Raw genomic sequence first — 17,916 nt, 5'->3', positions numbered from 1 at the left:
GGGAGTGGTCAAAAAGGGCTACTGCTTGGTCCAGTGCGACTGCGACGGGACCGTTTCCGCGCTTCGGTTACCGCCGTTGAAAAAAATCAGGACGCTTTGYCGAAAGCGGCGAAATCGACTGCCTTGGGCTCGGGCACGTCGGGACAGATCGTGCGCAGCGTCGCTTGAGTCGCCGTGATGTCGGCCACGACCTCGTCGCGGGCGCGCGGAAAATCCTTGTCCCTGATGGCCGCGATGATCGCGGCGTGACGTCCAGAGGGTTCCATCGTGCCGGCGCGCATCAGCGGCGCGACATGGTTGGACAACAGCCGCATATAGGGGCCGAAGCGCAGCCACAGCGTCTCGATCAACTGGAACAGCACGTCGGAGCCGGAAGCGCGATAGATGGTGAAGTGGAACTGCTGGTTCTTGGCGATCAGCTCGTAGATGCTGCCGTCACGGCCGATCGCCTGCTGGTCGTCGGTGACCCTCTGCAAGGAAGCGACATCGGCCGCGGTCAGGCGCGGCGCGCCGAGCTCGGCGGCGAGCCCCTCGACGGCGAGCCGGGCCCGGCAGAGGTCATCGAGCCGCGCCCGCGTCACCACCGGCACGCAGGCCGAGCCATTCTGCGAGATCTCCAGCGCGTTCTCCGCCGCCAGCCGCCGCAGGGCCTCGCGCACCGGCATGTTCGAGGTGCCGAAGGCCTCGGCCAGCGAGGCGATGGTCAGCACTTGCCCGGGATCGAAACTGCCGACCATCAAGGCATGGCGAAGCTGCTGATAGACGCCATCCTGGACGGTGATGCGTCCCGATACGGGTTCGAAGCCCAGAGCCACGCTTTTGCTTTCCTTGGATACCGGCAAAGTCTATGTGCGAAGACATCCCCGCCGAAGCGGGCGTGATCATCTGATCATAGATTGCGGCAGTAGCCAAGCGGGCTGCGGTTTGGTCTCAGGCGTTCGATCGATATCCGCTATCTCACTCCGGAATGACCGCCGTCGCCTGGATCTCCACCTTGGCGCGGTCCTCGACCAGCGCCACCACCTGCATGGCGGCCATCGCCGGAAAATGYCGGCCGATGACGTCGCGGTAGGCCTCGCCGATCCCCTTCAGGTTGGCGAGATATTCGGCCTTGTCGGTGAAGTACCAGGTCATGGAGGTGATGTGCCGCGGCTCGCCGCCGGCTTCGGCCAGCACCGCGACGACATTGGCGAGCGTCTGGCGCACCTGGCCGACGAAGTCGTCGGTCTCGAACTGGCATTGCCCGTTCCAGCCCACCTGGCCGCCGACGAACACCAGCCGCCCTTGCGCGGCCACGCCATTGGCGTAGCCGACCGGTTTGGCCCAGCCTTCCGGCTGCAGGATCGTGTGCATGTCTAGCCTCCCCCTTGGTTGAAATGCGGTCCRCAAGGCATGGTGTCAGACGGCGCCCATCACCTGCCTGGCGATGACCACCTTCTGCACGTCGGAAGCGCCCTCATAGATGCGCAGCGCCCGGATCTCGCGATAGAGGCTCTCGACGATGTGGCCCTTGCGCACGCCGTCGCCGCCATGCAGCTGCACCGCCTTGTCGATCACCTCCTGCGCCTTGTCGGTGGCGAACAGCTTGGCCATCGCCGCTTCGCGGGTGACACGGGCGGCGCCCATGTCCTTGGTCCAGGCGGCGCGGTAGATCAGGAGCGCGGCGGCGTCGACATCCAGCGCCATGTCGGCGATATGGCCCTGCACCATCTGCAACTCGGCCATYGGCGCGCCGAACAGTTTGCGTTCGGCGGCCCTGCTGACGCTCTCGTCCAGCGCACGCCGCGCGAAACCGAGTGCCGCCGCGCCCACCGTCGAGCGGAAGACGTCGAGCACCGACATGGCCATGCGGAAACCGTCGCCCGGCTTGCCGATCTGGGCGGAAGCCGGAACGCGGACATTGTCGAAGGAGAGCCGCGCCAGCGGATGCGGCGCGATCACCTCGAGCCGTTCGGCAATGGCAAGGCCCTCGGCGTCGCCCGGCACGATGAAGGCGGAGATCCCCTTGGCGCCCGGTGCCTCGCCGGTGCGGGCGAAGACGACATAGAGGTCGGCGATGCCGCCGTTGGAGATCCAGGTCTTCTCGCCGGAAAGCACATAGAAGTCGCCGTCGCGGACCGCTGTCATTTCCATGTTGGCGACATCGGATCCCGAGCGTGGCTCTGACAGCGCAAAGGCGGAAATCGCCTGGCCGGCTCGCGTCTTTTCCAGCCAGCGCTGCTGCTCCGGCGTGCCGAACAGCGTGATTGCTCCAGTACCGAGCCCCTGCATGGCGAAGGCGAAATCGGCGAGCCCGTCATGGCGGGCCAGCGTCTCGCGGGTGATGYATAGCGTGCGCACGTCGAGCGGGCCGGGATTGGCGGGGTCGAGCGCTGTCGGCTTCAGYCAACCGTCGCGGCCGAGTTTCGCCACCAGCTCGCGGCAGGCGGCGTCGACGTCGTGATRGTCGACGGGCAGGTTCTTTGCGCACCAGCTGTCGAGGCGTTCAGCGAGCTGGCGGTGGCGGTCTTCGAAGAAGGGCCAGTTGAGGAAGGAACGGTCAGRCATGGGCGCCTCCGCTTTGCTTCAAACGTCGAGCTCTACGGCGCCCCCCTCTGGCCTGCCGGCCATCTCCCCCACAAGGGGGGAGATTGGCAGTTTCGGCGCCGCCGCTTCTCCTGCGGCGCTGGAGATTGGCGAAAGCCGAGATGACAGCTGATCTCCCCCCTTGTGGGGGAGATGTCCGGCAGGACAGAGGGGGGCGCTGTCCCGCCAGCGTCTCCATCAACGCAACCATCCTCAATTCCCCTCGAACACCGGTTTTTCCTTCGCCACGAACGCGTTATACGCCCGCTCGAAGTCGCCGGTCTGCATGCAGATCGCCTGCGCCTGCGCTTCCGCCTCGATCGCCTGGTCGAGACCCATCGACCATTCCTGGTTGAGCTGCGTCTTGGTGATGCCATGGGCGAAGGTCGGCCCGGAAACGATGCGCGCCGCCATGTCGAGCGCGTCGGCTTCCAGTGCCGCCGCATCGACCAGGCGGTTGTAGAAGCCCCAGCGCTCGCCCTCAGTGGCGCTCATCGTGCGGCCTGTGTAGAGCAACTCGGCGGCGCGGCCCTGGCCGATGATGCGCGGCAGGATCGCGCAGGCGCCCATATCGCAGCCGGCGAGGCCGACGCGGGTGAACAGGAAGGCGGTCTTGGCTTCGGGCGTGGCGATGCGGATGTCGGAAGCCATGGCGATGATCGCGCCGGCGCCGACCGCCACGCCGTCGACCGCGGAAATGATCGGCTTGCCGCAATTGAGCATCGCCTTGACGAAGTCGCCGGTCATGCGCGTGAAGGCGAGCAACTGCTTCATGTCCATCTTGACCAGCGGCCCGATGATGTCGTGGACATCGCCGCCCGAGCAGAAATTGCCGCCATTGGGCAGGAACACCGCCGCGTCGACATCCTCGGCATAGACCAGGTCGCGGAACGTGTCGCGCAACTCCGCGTAGCTGTCGAAGGTCAGCGGATTCTTGCGCTCGGGACGGTCGAGCCGGATCTTCGCGATCTTGCCTTCGACATCCCAAAGGAAGTGTTTCGGCTTGAGCTTGGCGATAGTGCTCATTCGCGTCCCTCCCAGTTGCTGCGGAACGATTTCAGCATGCCGGTCAGCCGGCGCGCCTCGTCCTCGCTGACGGTGCCGAGCAGTTCGCCGACCCAATTCTCATGCGCCGCGGCGATCGCGGCGAAGGATCTCGAGCCTTCCTCGGTCAGCCGCACCATCGAGGTGCGGCGGTCGCCGTTGCGCCGCGCCCGCRTCACCAGGCCTTCGGAAACCAGCCGGTCGACGATGCCAGTGACGTTGCCGTTCGACACCAGCAGGAAGCGCGACAGGTCGCTCATCAGCATGCCTTCCGGCGATCGGTAGAGCGCCGCCATCACGTCGAAGCGCGGCAGCGTGGTGTCGAACTCCTTCTTCAGCCGCTCGCGCAGCTCGRCCTCGATGGTGCGCGAGGCGCGCAGCAGGCGGATCCACAGCCGCAGCCTCTCCTTGCCCGGCCCGGTTGAGGTCGGTCCCGCTACCATGTCTCGCCTCCCGAAACCGAAATCGCCTGTCCGGTGATCGATCGCGCGGCATCGCTGCACAGCCAAAGCACCGCCGAGGCGATTTCCTCCGGCTGGACGAAACGCCCTTGCGGGTTCGTCGCCGCGAGGTTCGCGCGCGCCTCGTCGGCGGAACGTCCCGTCTTCTCGACGATGCGCTGAACGGATTCTTCCAGCATCTCGGTCTCGACGAAGCCCGGGCAGACGGCGTTGACGGTAACGCCCGACTTGGCGGTCTCGGCGGCCAAAGCCMGCATCAGTCCGACGACGCCGTGCTTGGCGGCGACGTAAGGCGCGACATAAGCGTAGCCCTTCAAGCCGGCAGTGGAGGCGACGAAGACAATGCGTCCGACCTTCCGTGCCAGCATGCCGGCCAGCGCCGGCTTCACCGTCAGGAAGGCGCCGGTGAGATTGACGTCGAGCGTACGCTGCCAGTCCGCAAGCGCGGTCTTGTGCGCCGGCGCGCTGCCCGCCATGCCGGCATTGGCGACGACGATATCGAACGGCCCGCGCGCGGCTTCGGCCTTCTCGTGGAGGGCCGCCATCTCAGTCTCGTTTGTGACGTCGGCGGCGAGCCAAGAGATGCGGCTATTCTCCTTCRCGACCTCGGCCAGCGCCGCTTCGCGCCGCCCGCAGATGGTGACGTTCACGCCGGCTTTCGCCAGCGCAAACGCGATCGCCTTGCCGACGCCGGAGCCGCCGCCCGTAACCAGCGCGTGCTTGCCGGCAATTGCCCGCGCGGCGCTCATACTTTGAGCCCCGCTGCAGCTTCGCGCTCGGCCAGCCGGTAGATCTGGTCGCGTCCGCGCAAATAAGGATCCGGCCATTTGACGCCGCGGTCGCCAAGTGTGACCGCCGCATGCAGCGTCCAGTAGGGATCGGTAAGATGCGGCCTGGCCAGCGCCACCAGATCGGCGCGGCCGGCCATCAGGATCGAGTTGGCATGGTCTGGTTCGTAGATGTTGCCGACAGCCATCGTCGCCATGCCGACCTCGTTGCGGATACGGTCGGAGAATGGCGTCTGGAACATGCGGCCGTAGACCGGCTTGGCGGCGATGGTGGTCTGCCCGGCCGACACGTCGCAGAGATCGACGCCCGCCTGATGGAGTAGCCTGGCGATCTCGACCGCATCGGCCGGCGTGACGCCTTCGATCCCCACCCAGTCATTGGCCGAGATGCGCATCGAGATCGGCTTCTCGGCCGGCCACACAGCGCGCACCGCATGGAAGATCTCCAGCGGATAGCGCATGCGGTTTTCCAGCGAGYCGCCATACTCGTCGGTGCGGCGGTTGGTCAGCGGCGTGATGAAGGCCGACAGCAGATAGCCATGCGCGRCATGGATCTCCAGCATGTCGAAGCCGCAGCGCGCGGCCATCTCAGCCGAAGCGACGAACTGGTCGCGAACCATGTCCATGTCGACGCGGTCCATCGCCTTCGGCACCTGGTTCTGCGGCGACCACGGCACGGCCGAGGGCGCCATCACCGGCCAGTTGCCCGAGATGAGCGGCACGTCGGTTCCTTCCCAGCCGAGGCGGGTCGAGCCCTTGGCGCCGGAATKGCCGATCTGGGCGCAGATTTTCGCTTCAGTCTCGGCGTGGACGAAATCGACCAGCCGCTTCCAGGCGACTTCGTGCTCCGRCTTGTAGAAGCCTGGGCATCCGGGCGTGATGCGCCCCTCGGGGCTGACGCAGGTCATCTCGATATAGAGGAGGCCGGCGCCGCCCTTGGYGCGCTCGGCATAGTGAGAAAAATGCCAGTCGGTCGGGCATCCGTCGACGGCCTTGTACTGCGCCATCGGCGACACGACGATGCGGTTGGTGAGCGCCATGTCGCGCAGCTTGAACGGCGCGAACATCGGCGCGCGGCGTAAGCTGTTGCCGCCCGCGCCGGCCTTGCGCTGGAACCATTCCTCGGCGTTCGCCAGCCATTCGGCATCGCGCAGGCGAAGGTTCTCGTGGCTGATGCGCTGCGAGCGGGTGAGCAGCGAATAGTTGAACTGAACTGGATCAAGCCCGAGATATCGTTCGACTTCCTCGAACCATTCCAGCGAATTGCGCGCCGCCGATTGCAGCTTCAGCACCTCGGTGCGCCGCGCATCCTCATATTTGCGGAAGGCCGCCTCCAGATCGGGCTCGGCTTCGACATAATCCGCGAGCGCCACCGCGCTTTCCAGCGCCAGCTTGGTGCCGGAGCCGATCGAGAAATGCGCCGATGCCGCGGMATCGCCCATCAGCGCCAGGTTCTTGTAGGACCAGCGCTCGCACAGCACGCGTGGGAAGTTGATCCAGGCCGAACCACGGATGTGGTTGGCGTTGGTCATCAGCGGATGACCGCCGAGATGCTTTGCAAAAATGCGCTCGCAGACCGCGATCGATTCCTGCTGCGTCATCTGGCCGAAGCCGAAAGCGTTCCAGGTCTGCTCGCTGCATTCGACGATGAAGGTCGCGGTCTCGCTGTCGAACTGGTAGGCATGCGCCCACACCCAGCCATGCTCCGTCTTCTCGAAGATGAAGGTGAAGGCATCGTCGAATTTCTGCGTGGTGCCCAGCCACACGAACTTGCATTTGCGGGTGTCGATGTCCGGCTTGAAGACGTCCGCGAAGGCCGCGCGCGACTTCGAGTTCAGCCCGTCGGCGGCGACCACCAGGTCGTGCGTTTCCATGAAAGGTTTCGGGTCGGAAATCTCGGTCTCGAACATCATCTTGATGCCGAGCTCGCGGGCGCGCCGCTGCAACAGGATCAACAGCCGCTTGCGGCCGATGCCGCAGAAGCCGTGGCCGGAAGACACCGTGCGCACGCCGTCATGGATGACGGCGATGTCGTCCCAATAGGCGAAATGCTTCTTGATCCAGACGGCRCTGACCGGGTCGTTCCTGGTCAGGTTCTCCAGCGTCTCCGCCGACAGCACCACGCCCCAGCCGAACGTGTCGTCCGGGCGGTTGCGCTCATAGACAGTCACCTCATGCGCGGCGTCGCGCAGTTTCAGCGAGATGGCAAAGTAGAGTCCGGCCGGTCCGCCGCCGAGAACCGCAACCTTCATGTCTTGCGATCTCCTCTAGAGCAATTCCAGGAAAAGTGCGTAGCGGTTTTCCGTCCGGAATTGCGTAAACTCCATAAGGTCTCGGGAGCCGCCGGCAAAGGCCGGCGATCCCAACTCTCAGTATCGCGCCGCGCGGCAATTATTTCAAGCTTGAAGTTTTATAATTGAATGATCGCCGCCGATGCGTTTGGTTCGTCACTTGGCCGGGTCCTTCGGGCTCCACAGCACCGTCTCGGCGCCCTTTTCGTAGGCCATGCCTTCGGGGTAGYTGATCGCCTCCAGCTGCAGCCCCCACGGCGCCTGGAAATAGAGGATGGTCTGGCCGGCGGCCGGGCCTTCCTTCACCGGCAACGGTCCCATCCTGGTCTTCACGCCCTTGCCCTCGAGATAGGCCTTCGCCGCGGCGACGTCGTCTACATAGAAGGCGATATGATAGCCGCCGATATCGCTGTTCTTGGGCGTTGCGTCCTTCTGGTCAGGTGCTGTGTATTTGAACAGCTCGATGTTCGATCCGTAGCCGCAACGGATCTGAGTGATCTCCTCGATCACCGCCTTCGGATCGACGCCGAGCAGGTCTTGCATGAAAGTGCCCTTGTCGTCGGCGAACGGCCCGAAGGACATCGCCTTCTTGCAGCCGACGATAGTGGTGAAGAAATCGACGGCCTGCTTCATGTCGGGCACGGTGATGYCGGTATGGTCGTGYCCGCGCATGCCGGGGATCGAATCCGCTGAAGCCGCTCCCATTGCACCAAACAAAGAGGYCGCGAAGACCGCCGCCTGGATTGCGTATTTCATGTCACCCTCCATTGGCGGGCCGACTTGTCCTGGCGCACATCCGAGGCCCGCTGGTCGGCGTGCGAATATCGAAACTCAATTCATGCTGGCACCTTCGGCCGCAGCCAGTCCGGATCGATCTCGGGGAGCGGAATGGCGGCGAGCAGGTCGCGCGTGTAGGCCTCCTTCGGGTTGTCGAACAGTGCGTCCGTGGCGCTGGCCTCCACGATCCTGCCCTCGCGCATGACGATGACCTGCTGGCAAAGCCGCCGGATCACCGAAAGGTCATGGCTGATGAAGGCGACCGTCAGGCCCATCTCGGCCGCCAGTTTCTCCAGCAGAGTCAGGATCTGCGCCTGCGTCGAGACGTCGAGGCCGGAGACGATCTCGTCGGCCAGCACGAATTTCGGCGACAGCGCGAGCGCCCGCGCGATGYCGACGCGCTGGCGCTGGCCGCCCGACAATTCGTGGCGGTAGCGGCTGGCGAAGCTCTGCGGCAGGCCGACGCGCTGCAAGGCTTCAGCAACACGCTCCTTCAGCCGGTCGCCCAGCCCGTTCTGCCTCAAGGGCGCGGCGATGATGTTGAAGATCGTATGGCGCGGATTGAGCGACGACATCGGGTCCTGGAAGATCATCTGCAAGTCGCGGCGCAGCGGCCTGAGCTCTCCCTCCGAAAGATGGCCGATGTCGCGCTCCTCGAAGCTGATCGARCCGGCGCTCGGCTCGAGCAGCCTGACCAGCGAGCGTCCGAGCGTCGACTTGCCGGAACCGGATTCCCCGACGATGYCGGTGACCGATCCCTTGGGCAGGTCGAAATCGAGCCCTTTCAGGATTTCCGCCAGCGGCGCGCGGCCGATCAACGGCTTGCGCGTCATGTCGGGYAGCGCCACCTTCAGGCCCCGCACGGAAAACAGCGGCTCAGCCATGGCTTGGCCTCCAGTCCTTGTCGGCAGCCGCGATCTCAGTCGCCAATCCGGCAAGCACGCTCTCGTCCACCGGCTTCAGCGAGGCATACGGATCGGTGTAGCGCGGCGTCGCCGCGATCAGTGCTTTCGTGTAAGCGTGCTGCGGCGCCTCGAAGAGCTGCGCGGTCTCGGCCTCYTCGACCACCTTGCCGGCATAGAGCACCGACACTTTCTGGCTGATCTTGGCGACGACGCCGAGATCGTGGGTGACGAACAGGATCGCCGTGCCGTGGTCGCGCTGCAACTGCGCGATCAGCCGCAGGATCTGCTTCTGCACGGTCACGTCCAGCGCCGTCGTCGGCTCGTCGGCGACGATCAGCCTCGGCTCCGCCGCGAAGGCCGCCGCGATCAGCACGCGCTGCCGCATGCCGCCGGAGAGCTCGTGAGGATAGCTCTTCAGCACGCGCTCAGGATCGCGGATCTGCACCTCGTCGAGCAATTGGCGGATGCGTGTGTCGGCCCGCTCGCCGCTCCAGCCGAGGATGCGCACCAGCCGGTCGGTCATCTGCGCGCCGACGCGGCGCGACGGGTTGAGCGCGGTCAGCGGATCCTGCGGGATGAGCGCCGTGCGGGCACCGATCAAAGTGCGCCGCGCCTTGACATCGAGACGRCCGAGATCCTCGCCCTCGATCAGYATCTCGCCTTCGACGACCCGCACGCTTTTCGGCAGCACGCCGAGCACCRCCTTGCCGATCATCGTCTTGCCGGCGCCGCTTTCGCCGACCAGCGCGCGGACTTCACCCGGCTGGACTGTGAGCGAGACCGAGCGCAGCACGCGCTGGCCGTTGGGCAGCACGGCRCTGAGTTCGCGAATGTCGAGGCACGCGCTCATCGCAGCACCGGATCGAAACGCGCCTTCAGCGCTTCGCCGAACTGGCTGAAGGAAAGCACGGTGAGGATCAGCGTGATCAGCGGGAACACCAGCACCCACCAGGCCTGATGGATCGACAGCCGGCCCTCGGCGATGATGCTGCCCCAGGTCGGGTCGTCGGTCGAGATCGACAGGTTGACGAAGGAGAGGATCGCCTCGACGATCACGGCGATGCCCATTTCGAGCGACAGYAGCGCCACCACCGACGGCAGCACATTGGGCAGCACTTCACGCAGCATGATGCCGATGCGGCCATAGCCGGCGATGCGCGCGCTCTCGACATAATCCATGCGCGCCTGGCTCATCGCCTCGGCGCGGATCACCCGGCAGAAGCGCGTCCAGTCGATGATCGCGATGGCGAGGATCACGGAGCTGAGGCCCGTGCCCAGCACCGCGACCAGAAGGATCGCGAACAGCACTGGCGGGAAGGCCATCCAGACATCGACGACGCGCGAGATGATGCGGTCGGCCCAGCCCCCGAAATAGCCGGCGATCAGCCCCAATGCCGAACCGATGAGGCAGGCGGATGTCGCGGCGGCGAAGGCGACGATGAAGGCGATGCGTCCGCCGAAGATCAGCCGCGAGAGAAGATCGCGACCCAGGCTGTCGGTGCCCAGCCAATAGCCGGGCTCGGCGCCATCCAGCCAGAAGGGCGGCAGGCGCTCCAGCATCAGGTCCTGCGCCAGCGGGTCCTGCGGCGCGATCAGCGGCGCGAAGATCGCCGCGAGCAGCGCCAGCAGAAGCCAGCCGCCGGCCAGCCACAGCCGCGGGCTTGAGGCTCGTCGGGCGATGCGCGCCTCATCCATGACGCAGTCTCGGATTGAGCAGCGCATACATCATGTCGACGGCAAGGTTGATCAGCACGAAGAGCAGCGCGAACACCAGCACGATGCCCTGGATCAGCGGCAGGTCGCGGTTGATGACGGCGTCGATTGCCATGTTGCCGAGCCCCTCATAGGAAAACAGCCGCTCGACGATGACGGTGCCGCCGATGAGGAAGGTGAACTGCACGCCGACCAGCGTCAACGTCGGCAGCGCCGCATTCTTCAGCGCCTCGCGCAGGATCACCTGAGTTTCCGAAAAACCTTTCACCCGGGCGAGCACGACATAGTCGAGGTCCAGCACTTCCTTCAGCGACTGTTTCAAGAGCTGCGCGATGATCGCCGCCAGCGGCAGCGCCAAGGCAACGGCCGGCATCAGCATGTGCTTGATGAGGTCCCAGGTGAGGTCGAAGCGGAGTCTCAAGATACTCTCGACCAGATAGAACTGGGTGATGAAAGGCAGGTCCAGCTGCGRCGAGACGCGGCCGGAAATGTCGAAGACGGGCACCAGCACGCCGAAGAGCAGGATCAGCACCAGGCCCCAGAGGAAATCGGGGATGGAGAGTGTCGCGCCGCTGGCAATGTCGATGCCGGCTTCGAGCGCCGTGCCGCGTGAGCGCGCGCCGAGGATTGCTGCGGTGGCGCCGATCGCCACCGCCATCAGCAGTGCCACGGTCGCAAGCTCCAGCGTTGCCGGCAGCCGGTTGGAGACAAGGCCAARCACGTCCTGGCGCAGCGATATCGAGGTGCCGAAATCGCCATGCAGCACGCCGGCGAGCCAGATGAAGAACTGCTGCACGATCGACTTGTCCAGCCCGTAGAGCGCACGCAGCCGCGCAATGTCGTCATTGCTGGCGCCGGGCGGCAGCATCATGGCGATCGGGTCGCCGGGCGCGACGCGGATGACGACGAAGACGACGATGGYGACGCCGAACAGCGTCACCAGCATCGTCAACAGACGAACGAAGAATCTCTGCAGCAGCATGCTCGCTGAGCCTAATGCACTCGGCCCCTCACCCGGCCTCCGCTTCGCTCGGCCGACCTCTCCCCGAGGGGAGAGGAGCTTGCCGGCGTTGCCCCAGTCTCTTCTCCCCAACGGGGAGAAGGTGGCCCGAAGGGCCGGATGAGGGGGCCTGCGACGTTGAAGGAGGCGCGCTAGCGCGCCTCCTCGATTCGGTCAGGCGGCCGGCGTCATCAGCGCCGGCAACAGCGCGCCGGACACGTGCTGCACGACATTGACCTTCTTCGAGTGCACGATCGGCTGCGCATACTGCATCAGCGGCAGCACATAAGCCTGCTCGGCGATGTACTTGTCGACGGCCTTCCAGCCGGCGATGCGCTTGGCCTCGTCCTTCTCGCCCCACAGCGGGTTGATCATGTCGATCAGGTCCTGGCTGTCCCACACCGAATGCGGGCTCGGGCCGTACATGGCAAAGCCCGTCGAGGTGGTCGGGTCGCCGATCGAGTTGCCCCAATTGTAGAAGGCGGCCGGCGCCAGCTTGTCGGCGGCGCGCAGCTCGTAGTGCTTGGCGATCTCGTAGACCTCGATTTTGGCCTCGATGCCGACCTTGCGCCACATGCCGACGATCGCCTGGATCATCTCATAGTCCTTGGGCTTGAAGCCCTTGGTCGTCTGTATCGTGAATTTCACCGGCTTTTCCGGCGAGTAGCCGGATGCGGCGAGCAGTTCCTTGGCCTTGTCCGGATTGTGCTCGACCTTGATCGACGGATCGAAGGCCGCGTATTCCGGCGTCTCCAGCGTTGCGATCGGCAGGCCGTAGCCGCGCAGCAAGCGCTTGACCAGAAGCTCCTTGTCCACCGCCATCACCGCCGCCTGGCGGACATTCTTGTCCAGCATCGCCTCGATGTCGTTGAAGAAGATCATGCCGATGTCGGAGACGTTCTTGATCGAGCCGGCCAGCCCGTCCTTGGCGATCAGCCGGTCATATTCCTCATAGGGGATTTCGAGCGTCACCTGCGAGGAGCCGGATTCGATCTCGGCAACGCGGCTCGCCGCGTCGGTGACGAATTTGATCGTCACATTCTCGAAGRCCGGCTTCGTGCCCCAGTAATGCGGGTTGGCCTTCAGCCGCAGGAAGGCGTTGCGCTCGAATTTGTCGACCATATACGGCCCGGTGCCGATCGGCGCCTTCTCGAAGCCTTCCGCGCCGACCTTCTCGTAGTAGGCCTTGGGCAGGATGTAGCCCGTCAGGAACGACATCCATTTGAAATAGACCGGGTCGAACTGCACGACGTCGCCGGTGATCTTGTTGCCGTCGATCTTGAAATTGTTGACGTTCTTCCAGACGAACTGGATCGGGTTGCCGGTCTTCTCGTCGCCGGCCCGCTGCAGCGACCACACCACGTCCTCCGCCGTGAAGGGCGAGCCGTCATGCCATTTCACGCCGTCGCGAACCGTCATCATCACCTTGGTGCGGTCGTCGTTCCAGCCCCATTCGGTGAGCAGGCCCGGCGTGAAGGAAAGGTCCGGCTTCTGGCCGATGATCTGGTCGAACACCGACTGATAGAGGCCCTGGATGGTCGGGTTGACGGCCGAGGGGCCGGTCGTCGGGTCCCAGGAGGGCAGGTTGACGTTGTAGGCGATGGTGAGTTCGTCCGCCGCCTTGGCCGCCCTCGGCAGGCCGAGCGTCGCGGCACCGATCGCCGCGGCGCCATACCCAAGCAAGTCACGTCTGTTGATGGTCATGGTCGTTCCCCTTGTTGGTTGTCATTTGTCCGCGCGGCGTTTTTTCATTCGGGTGGTGGGCAACCGCGCCTTGTCCATCCCGGAATCTCTTTGGCTCAACCTCCTCCCAGCTGTTGGGCGAGCATGAAGCCGGAGCCTGCGCCCGTCCCGGCGCCGGGCCATGTCGCGGCGCCGGTGAGGAAGAGGTTCGAGACCGGCGTGGTCCAGCGCGCGAAGCCGCGCGCCGGACGGAAGAGGAAATTCTGCGCCAGATGGTGGCTGCCGCAGACCTGGTCGCCGCCGACGAGGTTCGGGTTCTCGCGCTCGAGGTCGAGCGGCGAGAAGGTCGCGCGGCCAAGGATCTTGCTGCGCAGCCCGGGCGCATAGCTCTCGATGATATCGAGCACCCGTTCGGCATAGGCGTCCTTGACCGCGTCCCAGTGCGCCGGCGCGATCTTACCCGCGGCATCGCCGAGGATCTGCGCCGGCAGCATGCGCACCTGCACCCACAGCACATGCTTGCCTTGCGGGGCGCGCGACGGATCGACGGCCGTCGGCTGACCGACCACGAGCACGGGCTGATCGGGCAGCAGGCCGGCGATTGCCTGCTGGTAGACGCGCGACATGGCGTCGAGCGACGGCGCCAGATGCACATAGGCGAATTGCCGAAGCTCGGCGCCGGCGCTCCAGCCCGGTAGGTCGTCCATCGCCAGATGGATCATCATCGTGCCCGGCGCATGCCGGAATTTTTTCATCGCCGCGTCGAAGCCGGCGTCGCCCGAGCCATTGGGCAGCAGCTTGCCGGGGAGCGCTTTCGGCGCGACGCTGGCAATGACGGCCCTGGTCGCGACATGGGTTTCGCCGGATGCCAGCCTGACCCCGGTCGCCTTGCCGCCGGAAACCATGATCTCGGCGATTTCCGCGCCGGTCGTGATCTTGYCGCCGGCCGCCGTCACCATGCCGGCCAGGGCACGGATGATGGTGTCGGCGCCGCCCTTGCCCAGCACCATGCCGAAACTCTGGTTGGCCATCGATTCCAGATAGGGGAACACGGCGCCCCCGGCGATGTCGGGCGCGAAGTCGAGATGCATGCCCCAGGCCGCGAGCGTCGTGCGCACATGCGGCGTCTCGAAATTCTCCTCGAGCCACGCGCGCGGCGATGACAGCAGCAACCGAGCCGTGTCGAGCGCGCCAGCGATGCCCTTCTTGCGCCACAGGGTCCAGCCTGTACCGGCCAGCGCTCTTGCGCTCATCGGTGAACCCAGYAGGCGGAACAGGTGCTCGGCCTCGCCTGGGAAGGCGCCGACCAGCCTGCGCCATGCGGCTGCGTCCGCCGCTGAGAAGGCGGCCAGCCGYGACGCCGTCTTTTCGAGATCGTTGCTGACGCCGAACCATGTCCCGTCCGGGAAGGCGCTGGCGAAACAGTCGGCGACGGGCGCGAACTCCAGCCCGTGGCTTTTCAATTCATTTGCATATTTCCGGTGGAAGGCCGAGYCGGCGAACAGGCTCAAATTCATCGCGCCGAAATCGTGCCGGAAGCCGGGGAGCGTGTATTCGGCGGTCCGCACCGCGCCGCCGATCATCTCGCTGCGCTCGAAAATCGCTATTTTCCAGCCCTTGAGCGCCAAATGCGCGGCGCATGCCAGACTGTTGTGGCCCGCCCCGACAAAGATGGCGTCGAACTCGCTCACGCCCCGCCCCAAAATGCTTTATGCTTAAAGATAATTGCAGATGCATATGTTTTCGTCTAGTAGGTATATTAAGGGCCGCAACGAGCCTTGATCATCAGAGACAAGAGGGAACAAAGACCATGGATACGCAGAAACTCCTCGGCGAGGTCGCCGGCCAGTTRCTCTCGGGCGCCATCAAGGTGGTCGACCTGACGGCGCCGCTCGGACCGAACACGCCGCTGATCAAGCTGCCGCCGGAGCTCRCCGTCGACACGCCGAAGGTCGAGATCCATGAGATTTCCAAATACGACAAGAACGGTCCGTGGTGGGCCTGGAACTGGCTGAAGCTCGGCGAGCATTYGGGCACGCATTTCGACGCGCCGCAGCACTGGATCACCGGCAAGGACTATCCGGACGGCGCCACCGACACCATTCCGGCGCAGAATTTCATCGGCCCGGTCAACGTCATCGACTGCTCGGCGGAAGCCGCGGCGGACCACGATTTCCTGCTCACCGTCGACCACATCAAGGCCTGGGAAGCCAAGCACGGCGCCATCAATCCCGGCGAGTGGGTGGTGATGCGCACCGACTGGTACAAGCGTAACGGTTCGGAAGCCGAGTTCCTCAACGCCAACGAGACCGGCCCGCACACGCCCGGCCCGACGGCGGAAGCCATCCAGTTCCTGATCAGCAAGGATATCAAGGGCTGGGGTTCGGAGACGATCGGCACGGATGCCGGTAAAGCAGGAGGGATGGAGCCGCCGTTCCCGGCGCACACGCTGATGCACAAGGCCAACCGCTATGGCCTCGCCAGCCTGTGCAACCTCGACCAGCTGCCGCCGAAGGGTGCGATCCTGATCGCCGCTCCGCTCAAGATCGAGCGCGGCACCGGCAGCCCGATCCGCGCGCTGGCGCTGGTGCCTCGGGGTTAAAGCCAAGGCCACGACGATGAGCGACGTCGATCACATCATCGTCGGCAGCGGCATCAACGCCCTGGTCTGCGCGGCCATGCTTGGCGCAAAGGGCGCCAAGGTGCTCGTGCTCGAGCGCAACGACCGCATCGGCGGCTGCATGCGCACCGAGGAGGTCACTGCGCCCGGCTTCGTCCATGACGTGATGGCCACGACCTTCGTGCTGTTCATCACCTCGCCGGCTTTTGCCGCGCTCGGCAAGGACCTCGCGCGGCACGGGCTGGAGTTCTGCCACACCGCCACGCCGACAGGCGTGCTCACGCCCGACGGYAGCCATGCCGTCATAACCACCGACCGCCCAGCCAACATCGCGGCGCTGAACGCAATTGCCTCGGGCGATGGCGACCGTCACGGCACCGATGTCGGCGGCATCGAGCGCAATGCCGGGCTGCTGTTCGGCCTGCTCGGCGGCGCGCTCTGGTCCTATCCGACGACGAAGCTTATCGCCGGYGAGGCCTGGCGGCGCGGCCCGCGCGATCTTGCCGCCTTCATGGGTGAGGCGCTGGTGCCCGCGCGCGGCTGGCTGGAAACGACTTACGCGTCCGAACTCGTCCGCGCGCTCTGGGCGCCCTGGGTGCTGCATGCCGGGCTAGGCCCTGAAGACGCCTTTTCCGGCCAGATCGCCAGGGTCATCGCTTTCGCGCTGGAGGCGGCCGGCGCGCCGATCGTCAAGGGCGGCGCCAGGAACCTGCTCGCCGCCTTCGAGGCGCTGATCAAGGAACGCGGCGGCGAAATCCGCGTCAACGCCGATGCCGCCTCGATCGTTCAGACCGGCGGCCRCGCCACCGGCGTGCGTCTGGCCTCCGGTGAAACGCTGACAGTGGGAAAGAGCGTCATCTGCTCGGTCACGCCGACGCAGCTCTATGGCCGCCTGCTCGGCAAGGATGCGCCGGAGGTGGCAACAAAAGCCACGCAGTCCTATCGCTACGGCAAAGGCAACTTCCAGATCCACTACGCCCTGAACAAGCCGCCCGCATGGCGCGGCGAGGGCCTCGATAAGGTGGCGCTGCTGCATCTGACGCCGRGGCTCGACGGCGTCTCCAAAGCCTGCAACGAGGCGGTGCGCGGCCTGCTGCCRGAAATTCCGACCATCTGCGTCGGCCAGCCGCACGCGCTCGACCCGTCACGCTGCCCGGAGGGTAAGGCGATCCTGTGGCTGCAACTGCCCGAGGCACCGCGCGTTATCAAGGGCGATGCAGCGGGACAGTTGGAGACACYGGCCGACGGCCGCTGGAGCGACGCATTGCGCGAAGCCTATGCCGACCGCGTCGAGGCGATCCTTGCCAGCCACATCGAGGGTTTTCACGACACCATCATCGCGCGCCGCGCCTATTCGCCGGCCGATCTCGAAACGATGAACATCAATCTGGTCGGCGGCGATCCCTATGGCGGCTCGTCCACCATCGACCAATCCTTCCTGTGGCGGCCGTTCAAGGCGAGCCGCAACCACGAGACCGGCATCAAGGGCCTCTATCACATCGGCGCCTCGACCCATCCCGGCGCAGGCCTCGGCGGCGGCTCCGGCTTCCTTCTGGCGGGGAAGCTGTGATGGAACAGAAGCTCGCGGAAAGGCGCCAGCGCATCTCGACCCTCGGCCAGATCGGCCTGCAGCAATTCGCGCCCTATCTGATGAACCGCATCATGGGCCGCTACAACGCCACTTTGCGTGACGACTTCCGCAAGCAGGGCCTGACCATTTCGCAGGTGCGGACACTCGCCGTRCTCTCGGTTACCGACGGTGTCACCGTCAACGATCTCTCGGTCTACACGGTGATCGAGCAATCGACCTTGAGCCGCACGCTCGACACGCTCGAAGGCCAGGGCCTGGTGCGGCGCGAGCAGGGCGTCACCGACAGCCGCATCCGCCATGTGTTCCTGACCGACGACGGCCGAGCGCTCTTCACCCVCGCCTGGCCGGCCATGCACGACGCCTTCGAGGCGATGTTCGACGGTGTCGACGACGCCGAATATGCGGCGCTGATCGCGATCCTGCAGAAGATGCTGAAGAACATCCGCAAGCACGAGATTTGAGTTGATGTACGCGCCGC

At 65.3% G+C, this 17,916-nt stretch carries 17 protein-coding genes; 3 read left to right on the top strand and 14 right to left on the bottom strand.

The window, feature by feature from the left end:
* Positions 1 to 86: 86 nt before the first annotated feature.
* The 14 genes from LCM4576_RS32070 to LCM4576_RS32005 form a co-directional block, all read right to left on the bottom strand.
* Positions 87 to 815, bottom strand: coding sequence for a GntR family transcriptional regulator (locus tag LCM4576_RS32070; RefSeq protein ID WP_071036745.1), 729 nt, complete (start codon positions 813 to 815; stop codon positions 87 to 89).
* Positions 816 to 957: 142 nt separating this feature from the next.
* Positions 958 to 1,353, bottom strand: coding sequence for a RidA family protein (locus tag LCM4576_RS32065; RefSeq protein ID WP_071036339.1), 396 nt, complete (start codon positions 1,351 to 1,353; stop codon positions 958 to 960).
* A 45-nt stretch (positions 1,354 to 1,398) separates the two neighbouring features.
* On the bottom strand, positions 1,399 to 2,547 hold the full coding sequence (locus LCM4576_RS32060) for an acyl-CoA dehydrogenase family protein (protein WP_071036338.1): 1,149 nt from the start codon (positions 2,545 to 2,547) through the stop codon (positions 1,399 to 1,401).
* Positions 2,548 to 2,778: 231 nt separating this feature from the next.
* Positions 2,779 to 3,591 (bottom strand): enoyl-CoA hydratase family protein, encoded by an 813-nt coding sequence (locus LCM4576_RS32055; RefSeq protein ID WP_071036337.1) that lies wholly within the window; start codon positions 3,589 to 3,591, stop codon positions 2,779 to 2,781.
* Positions 3,588 to 4,052 carry a MarR family winged helix-turn-helix transcriptional regulator gene (locus LCM4576_RS32050; RefSeq protein WP_071036336.1) on the bottom strand — a complete coding sequence of 155 codons (465 nt, stop codon included), beginning with the start codon at positions 4,050 to 4,052 and terminating at the stop codon, positions 3,588 to 3,590. The genes LCM4576_RS32055 and LCM4576_RS32050 overlap by 4 nt, the downstream gene beginning before the upstream one ends.
* Positions 4,046 to 4,819 (bottom strand): SDR family NAD(P)-dependent oxidoreductase, encoded by a 774-nt coding sequence (locus LCM4576_RS32045; protein ID WP_071036335.1) that lies wholly within the window; start codon positions 4,817 to 4,819, stop codon positions 4,046 to 4,048. Before LCM4576_RS32045 ends, LCM4576_RS32050 begins: the two co-directional genes overlap by 7 nt.
* On the bottom strand, positions 4,816 to 7,110 hold the full coding sequence (locus LCM4576_RS32040) for a bifunctional salicylyl-CoA 5-hydroxylase/oxidoreductase (protein ID WP_071036334.1): 2,295 nt from the start codon (positions 7,108 to 7,110) through the stop codon (positions 4,816 to 4,818). Before LCM4576_RS32040 ends, LCM4576_RS32045 begins: the two co-directional genes overlap by 4 nt.
* Before the next feature lie 195 nt (positions 7,111 to 7,305).
* The gene (locus LCM4576_RS32035; protein ID WP_071036333.1) at positions 7,306 to 7,905 is read right to left on the bottom strand and encodes a VOC family protein; all 600 of its coding nucleotides are present in this window, start codon (positions 7,903 to 7,905) and stop codon (positions 7,306 to 7,308) included.
* An 80-nt stretch (positions 7,906 to 7,985) separates the two neighbouring features.
* Positions 7,986 to 8,810 (bottom strand): ATP-binding cassette domain-containing protein, encoded by an 825-nt coding sequence (locus LCM4576_RS32030; protein WP_071036332.1) that lies wholly within the window; start codon positions 8,808 to 8,810, stop codon positions 7,986 to 7,988.
* Positions 8,803 to 9,681 carry an ABC transporter ATP-binding protein gene (locus LCM4576_RS32025; protein ID WP_071036331.1) on the bottom strand — a complete coding sequence of 293 codons (879 nt, stop codon included), beginning with the start codon at positions 9,679 to 9,681 and terminating at the stop codon, positions 8,803 to 8,805. Before LCM4576_RS32025 ends, LCM4576_RS32030 begins: the two co-directional genes overlap by 8 nt.
* The gene (locus LCM4576_RS32020; protein ID WP_041001491.1) at positions 9,678 to 10,526 is read right to left on the bottom strand and encodes an ABC transporter permease; all 849 of its coding nucleotides are present in this window, start codon (positions 10,524 to 10,526) and stop codon (positions 9,678 to 9,680) included. The genes LCM4576_RS32025 and LCM4576_RS32020 overlap by 4 nt, the downstream gene beginning before the upstream one ends.
* Positions 10,519 to 11,526 carry an ABC transporter permease gene (locus LCM4576_RS32015; protein ID WP_071036330.1) on the bottom strand — a complete coding sequence of 336 codons (1,008 nt, stop codon included), beginning with the start codon at positions 11,524 to 11,526 and terminating at the stop codon, positions 10,519 to 10,521. Before LCM4576_RS32015 ends, LCM4576_RS32020 begins: the two co-directional genes overlap by 8 nt.
* A 192-nt stretch (positions 11,527 to 11,718) precedes the next feature.
* Complete coding sequence (locus tag LCM4576_RS32010) at positions 11,719 to 13,248, bottom strand: ABC transporter substrate-binding protein (RefSeq protein WP_071036329.1); 1,530 nt, start codon at positions 13,246 to 13,248, stop codon at positions 11,719 to 11,721.
* A gap of 95 nt (positions 13,249 to 13,343) precedes the next feature.
* Entirely contained in the window at positions 13,344 to 14,918 is a 1,575-nt protein-coding gene (locus tag LCM4576_RS32005) for an NAD(P)/FAD-dependent oxidoreductase (RefSeq protein WP_071036328.1), read from the bottom strand.
* A 119-nt stretch (positions 14,919 to 15,037) separates the two neighbouring features.
* Between LCM4576_RS32005 and LCM4576_RS32000 the strand changes: the two genes are divergently transcribed.
* Genes LCM4576_RS32000 through LCM4576_RS31990 form a run of 3 tightly spaced genes read left to right on the top strand, consistent with a single transcriptional unit; the run spans position 15,038 to position 17,899 of the window.
* Positions 15,038 to 15,829, top strand: coding sequence for a cyclase family protein (locus LCM4576_RS32000; RefSeq protein ID WP_071036327.1), 792 nt, complete (start codon positions 15,038 to 15,040; stop codon positions 15,827 to 15,829).
* A 16-nt stretch (positions 15,830 to 15,845) separates the two neighbouring features.
* The gene (locus LCM4576_RS31995) at positions 15,846 to 17,417 is read left to right on the top strand and encodes an NAD(P)/FAD-dependent oxidoreductase (RefSeq protein WP_071036326.1); all 1,572 of its coding nucleotides are present in this window, start codon (positions 15,846 to 15,848) and stop codon (positions 17,415 to 17,417) included.
* On the top strand, positions 17,417 to 17,899 hold the full coding sequence (locus LCM4576_RS31990) for a MarR family winged helix-turn-helix transcriptional regulator (RefSeq protein ID WP_071036325.1): 483 nt from the start codon (positions 17,417 to 17,419) through the stop codon (positions 17,897 to 17,899). The genes LCM4576_RS31995 and LCM4576_RS31990 overlap by 1 nt, the downstream gene beginning before the upstream one ends.
* Positions 17,900 to 17,916 lie beyond the last annotated feature (17 nt).

Source organism: Mesorhizobium sp. LCM 4576, assembly GCF_001854815.1.
GTDB lineage: Bacteria > Pseudomonadota > Alphaproteobacteria > Rhizobiales > Rhizobiaceae > Mesorhizobium > Mesorhizobium plurifarium.
This window is presented reverse-complemented; position numbering and strand designations above follow the sequence as displayed.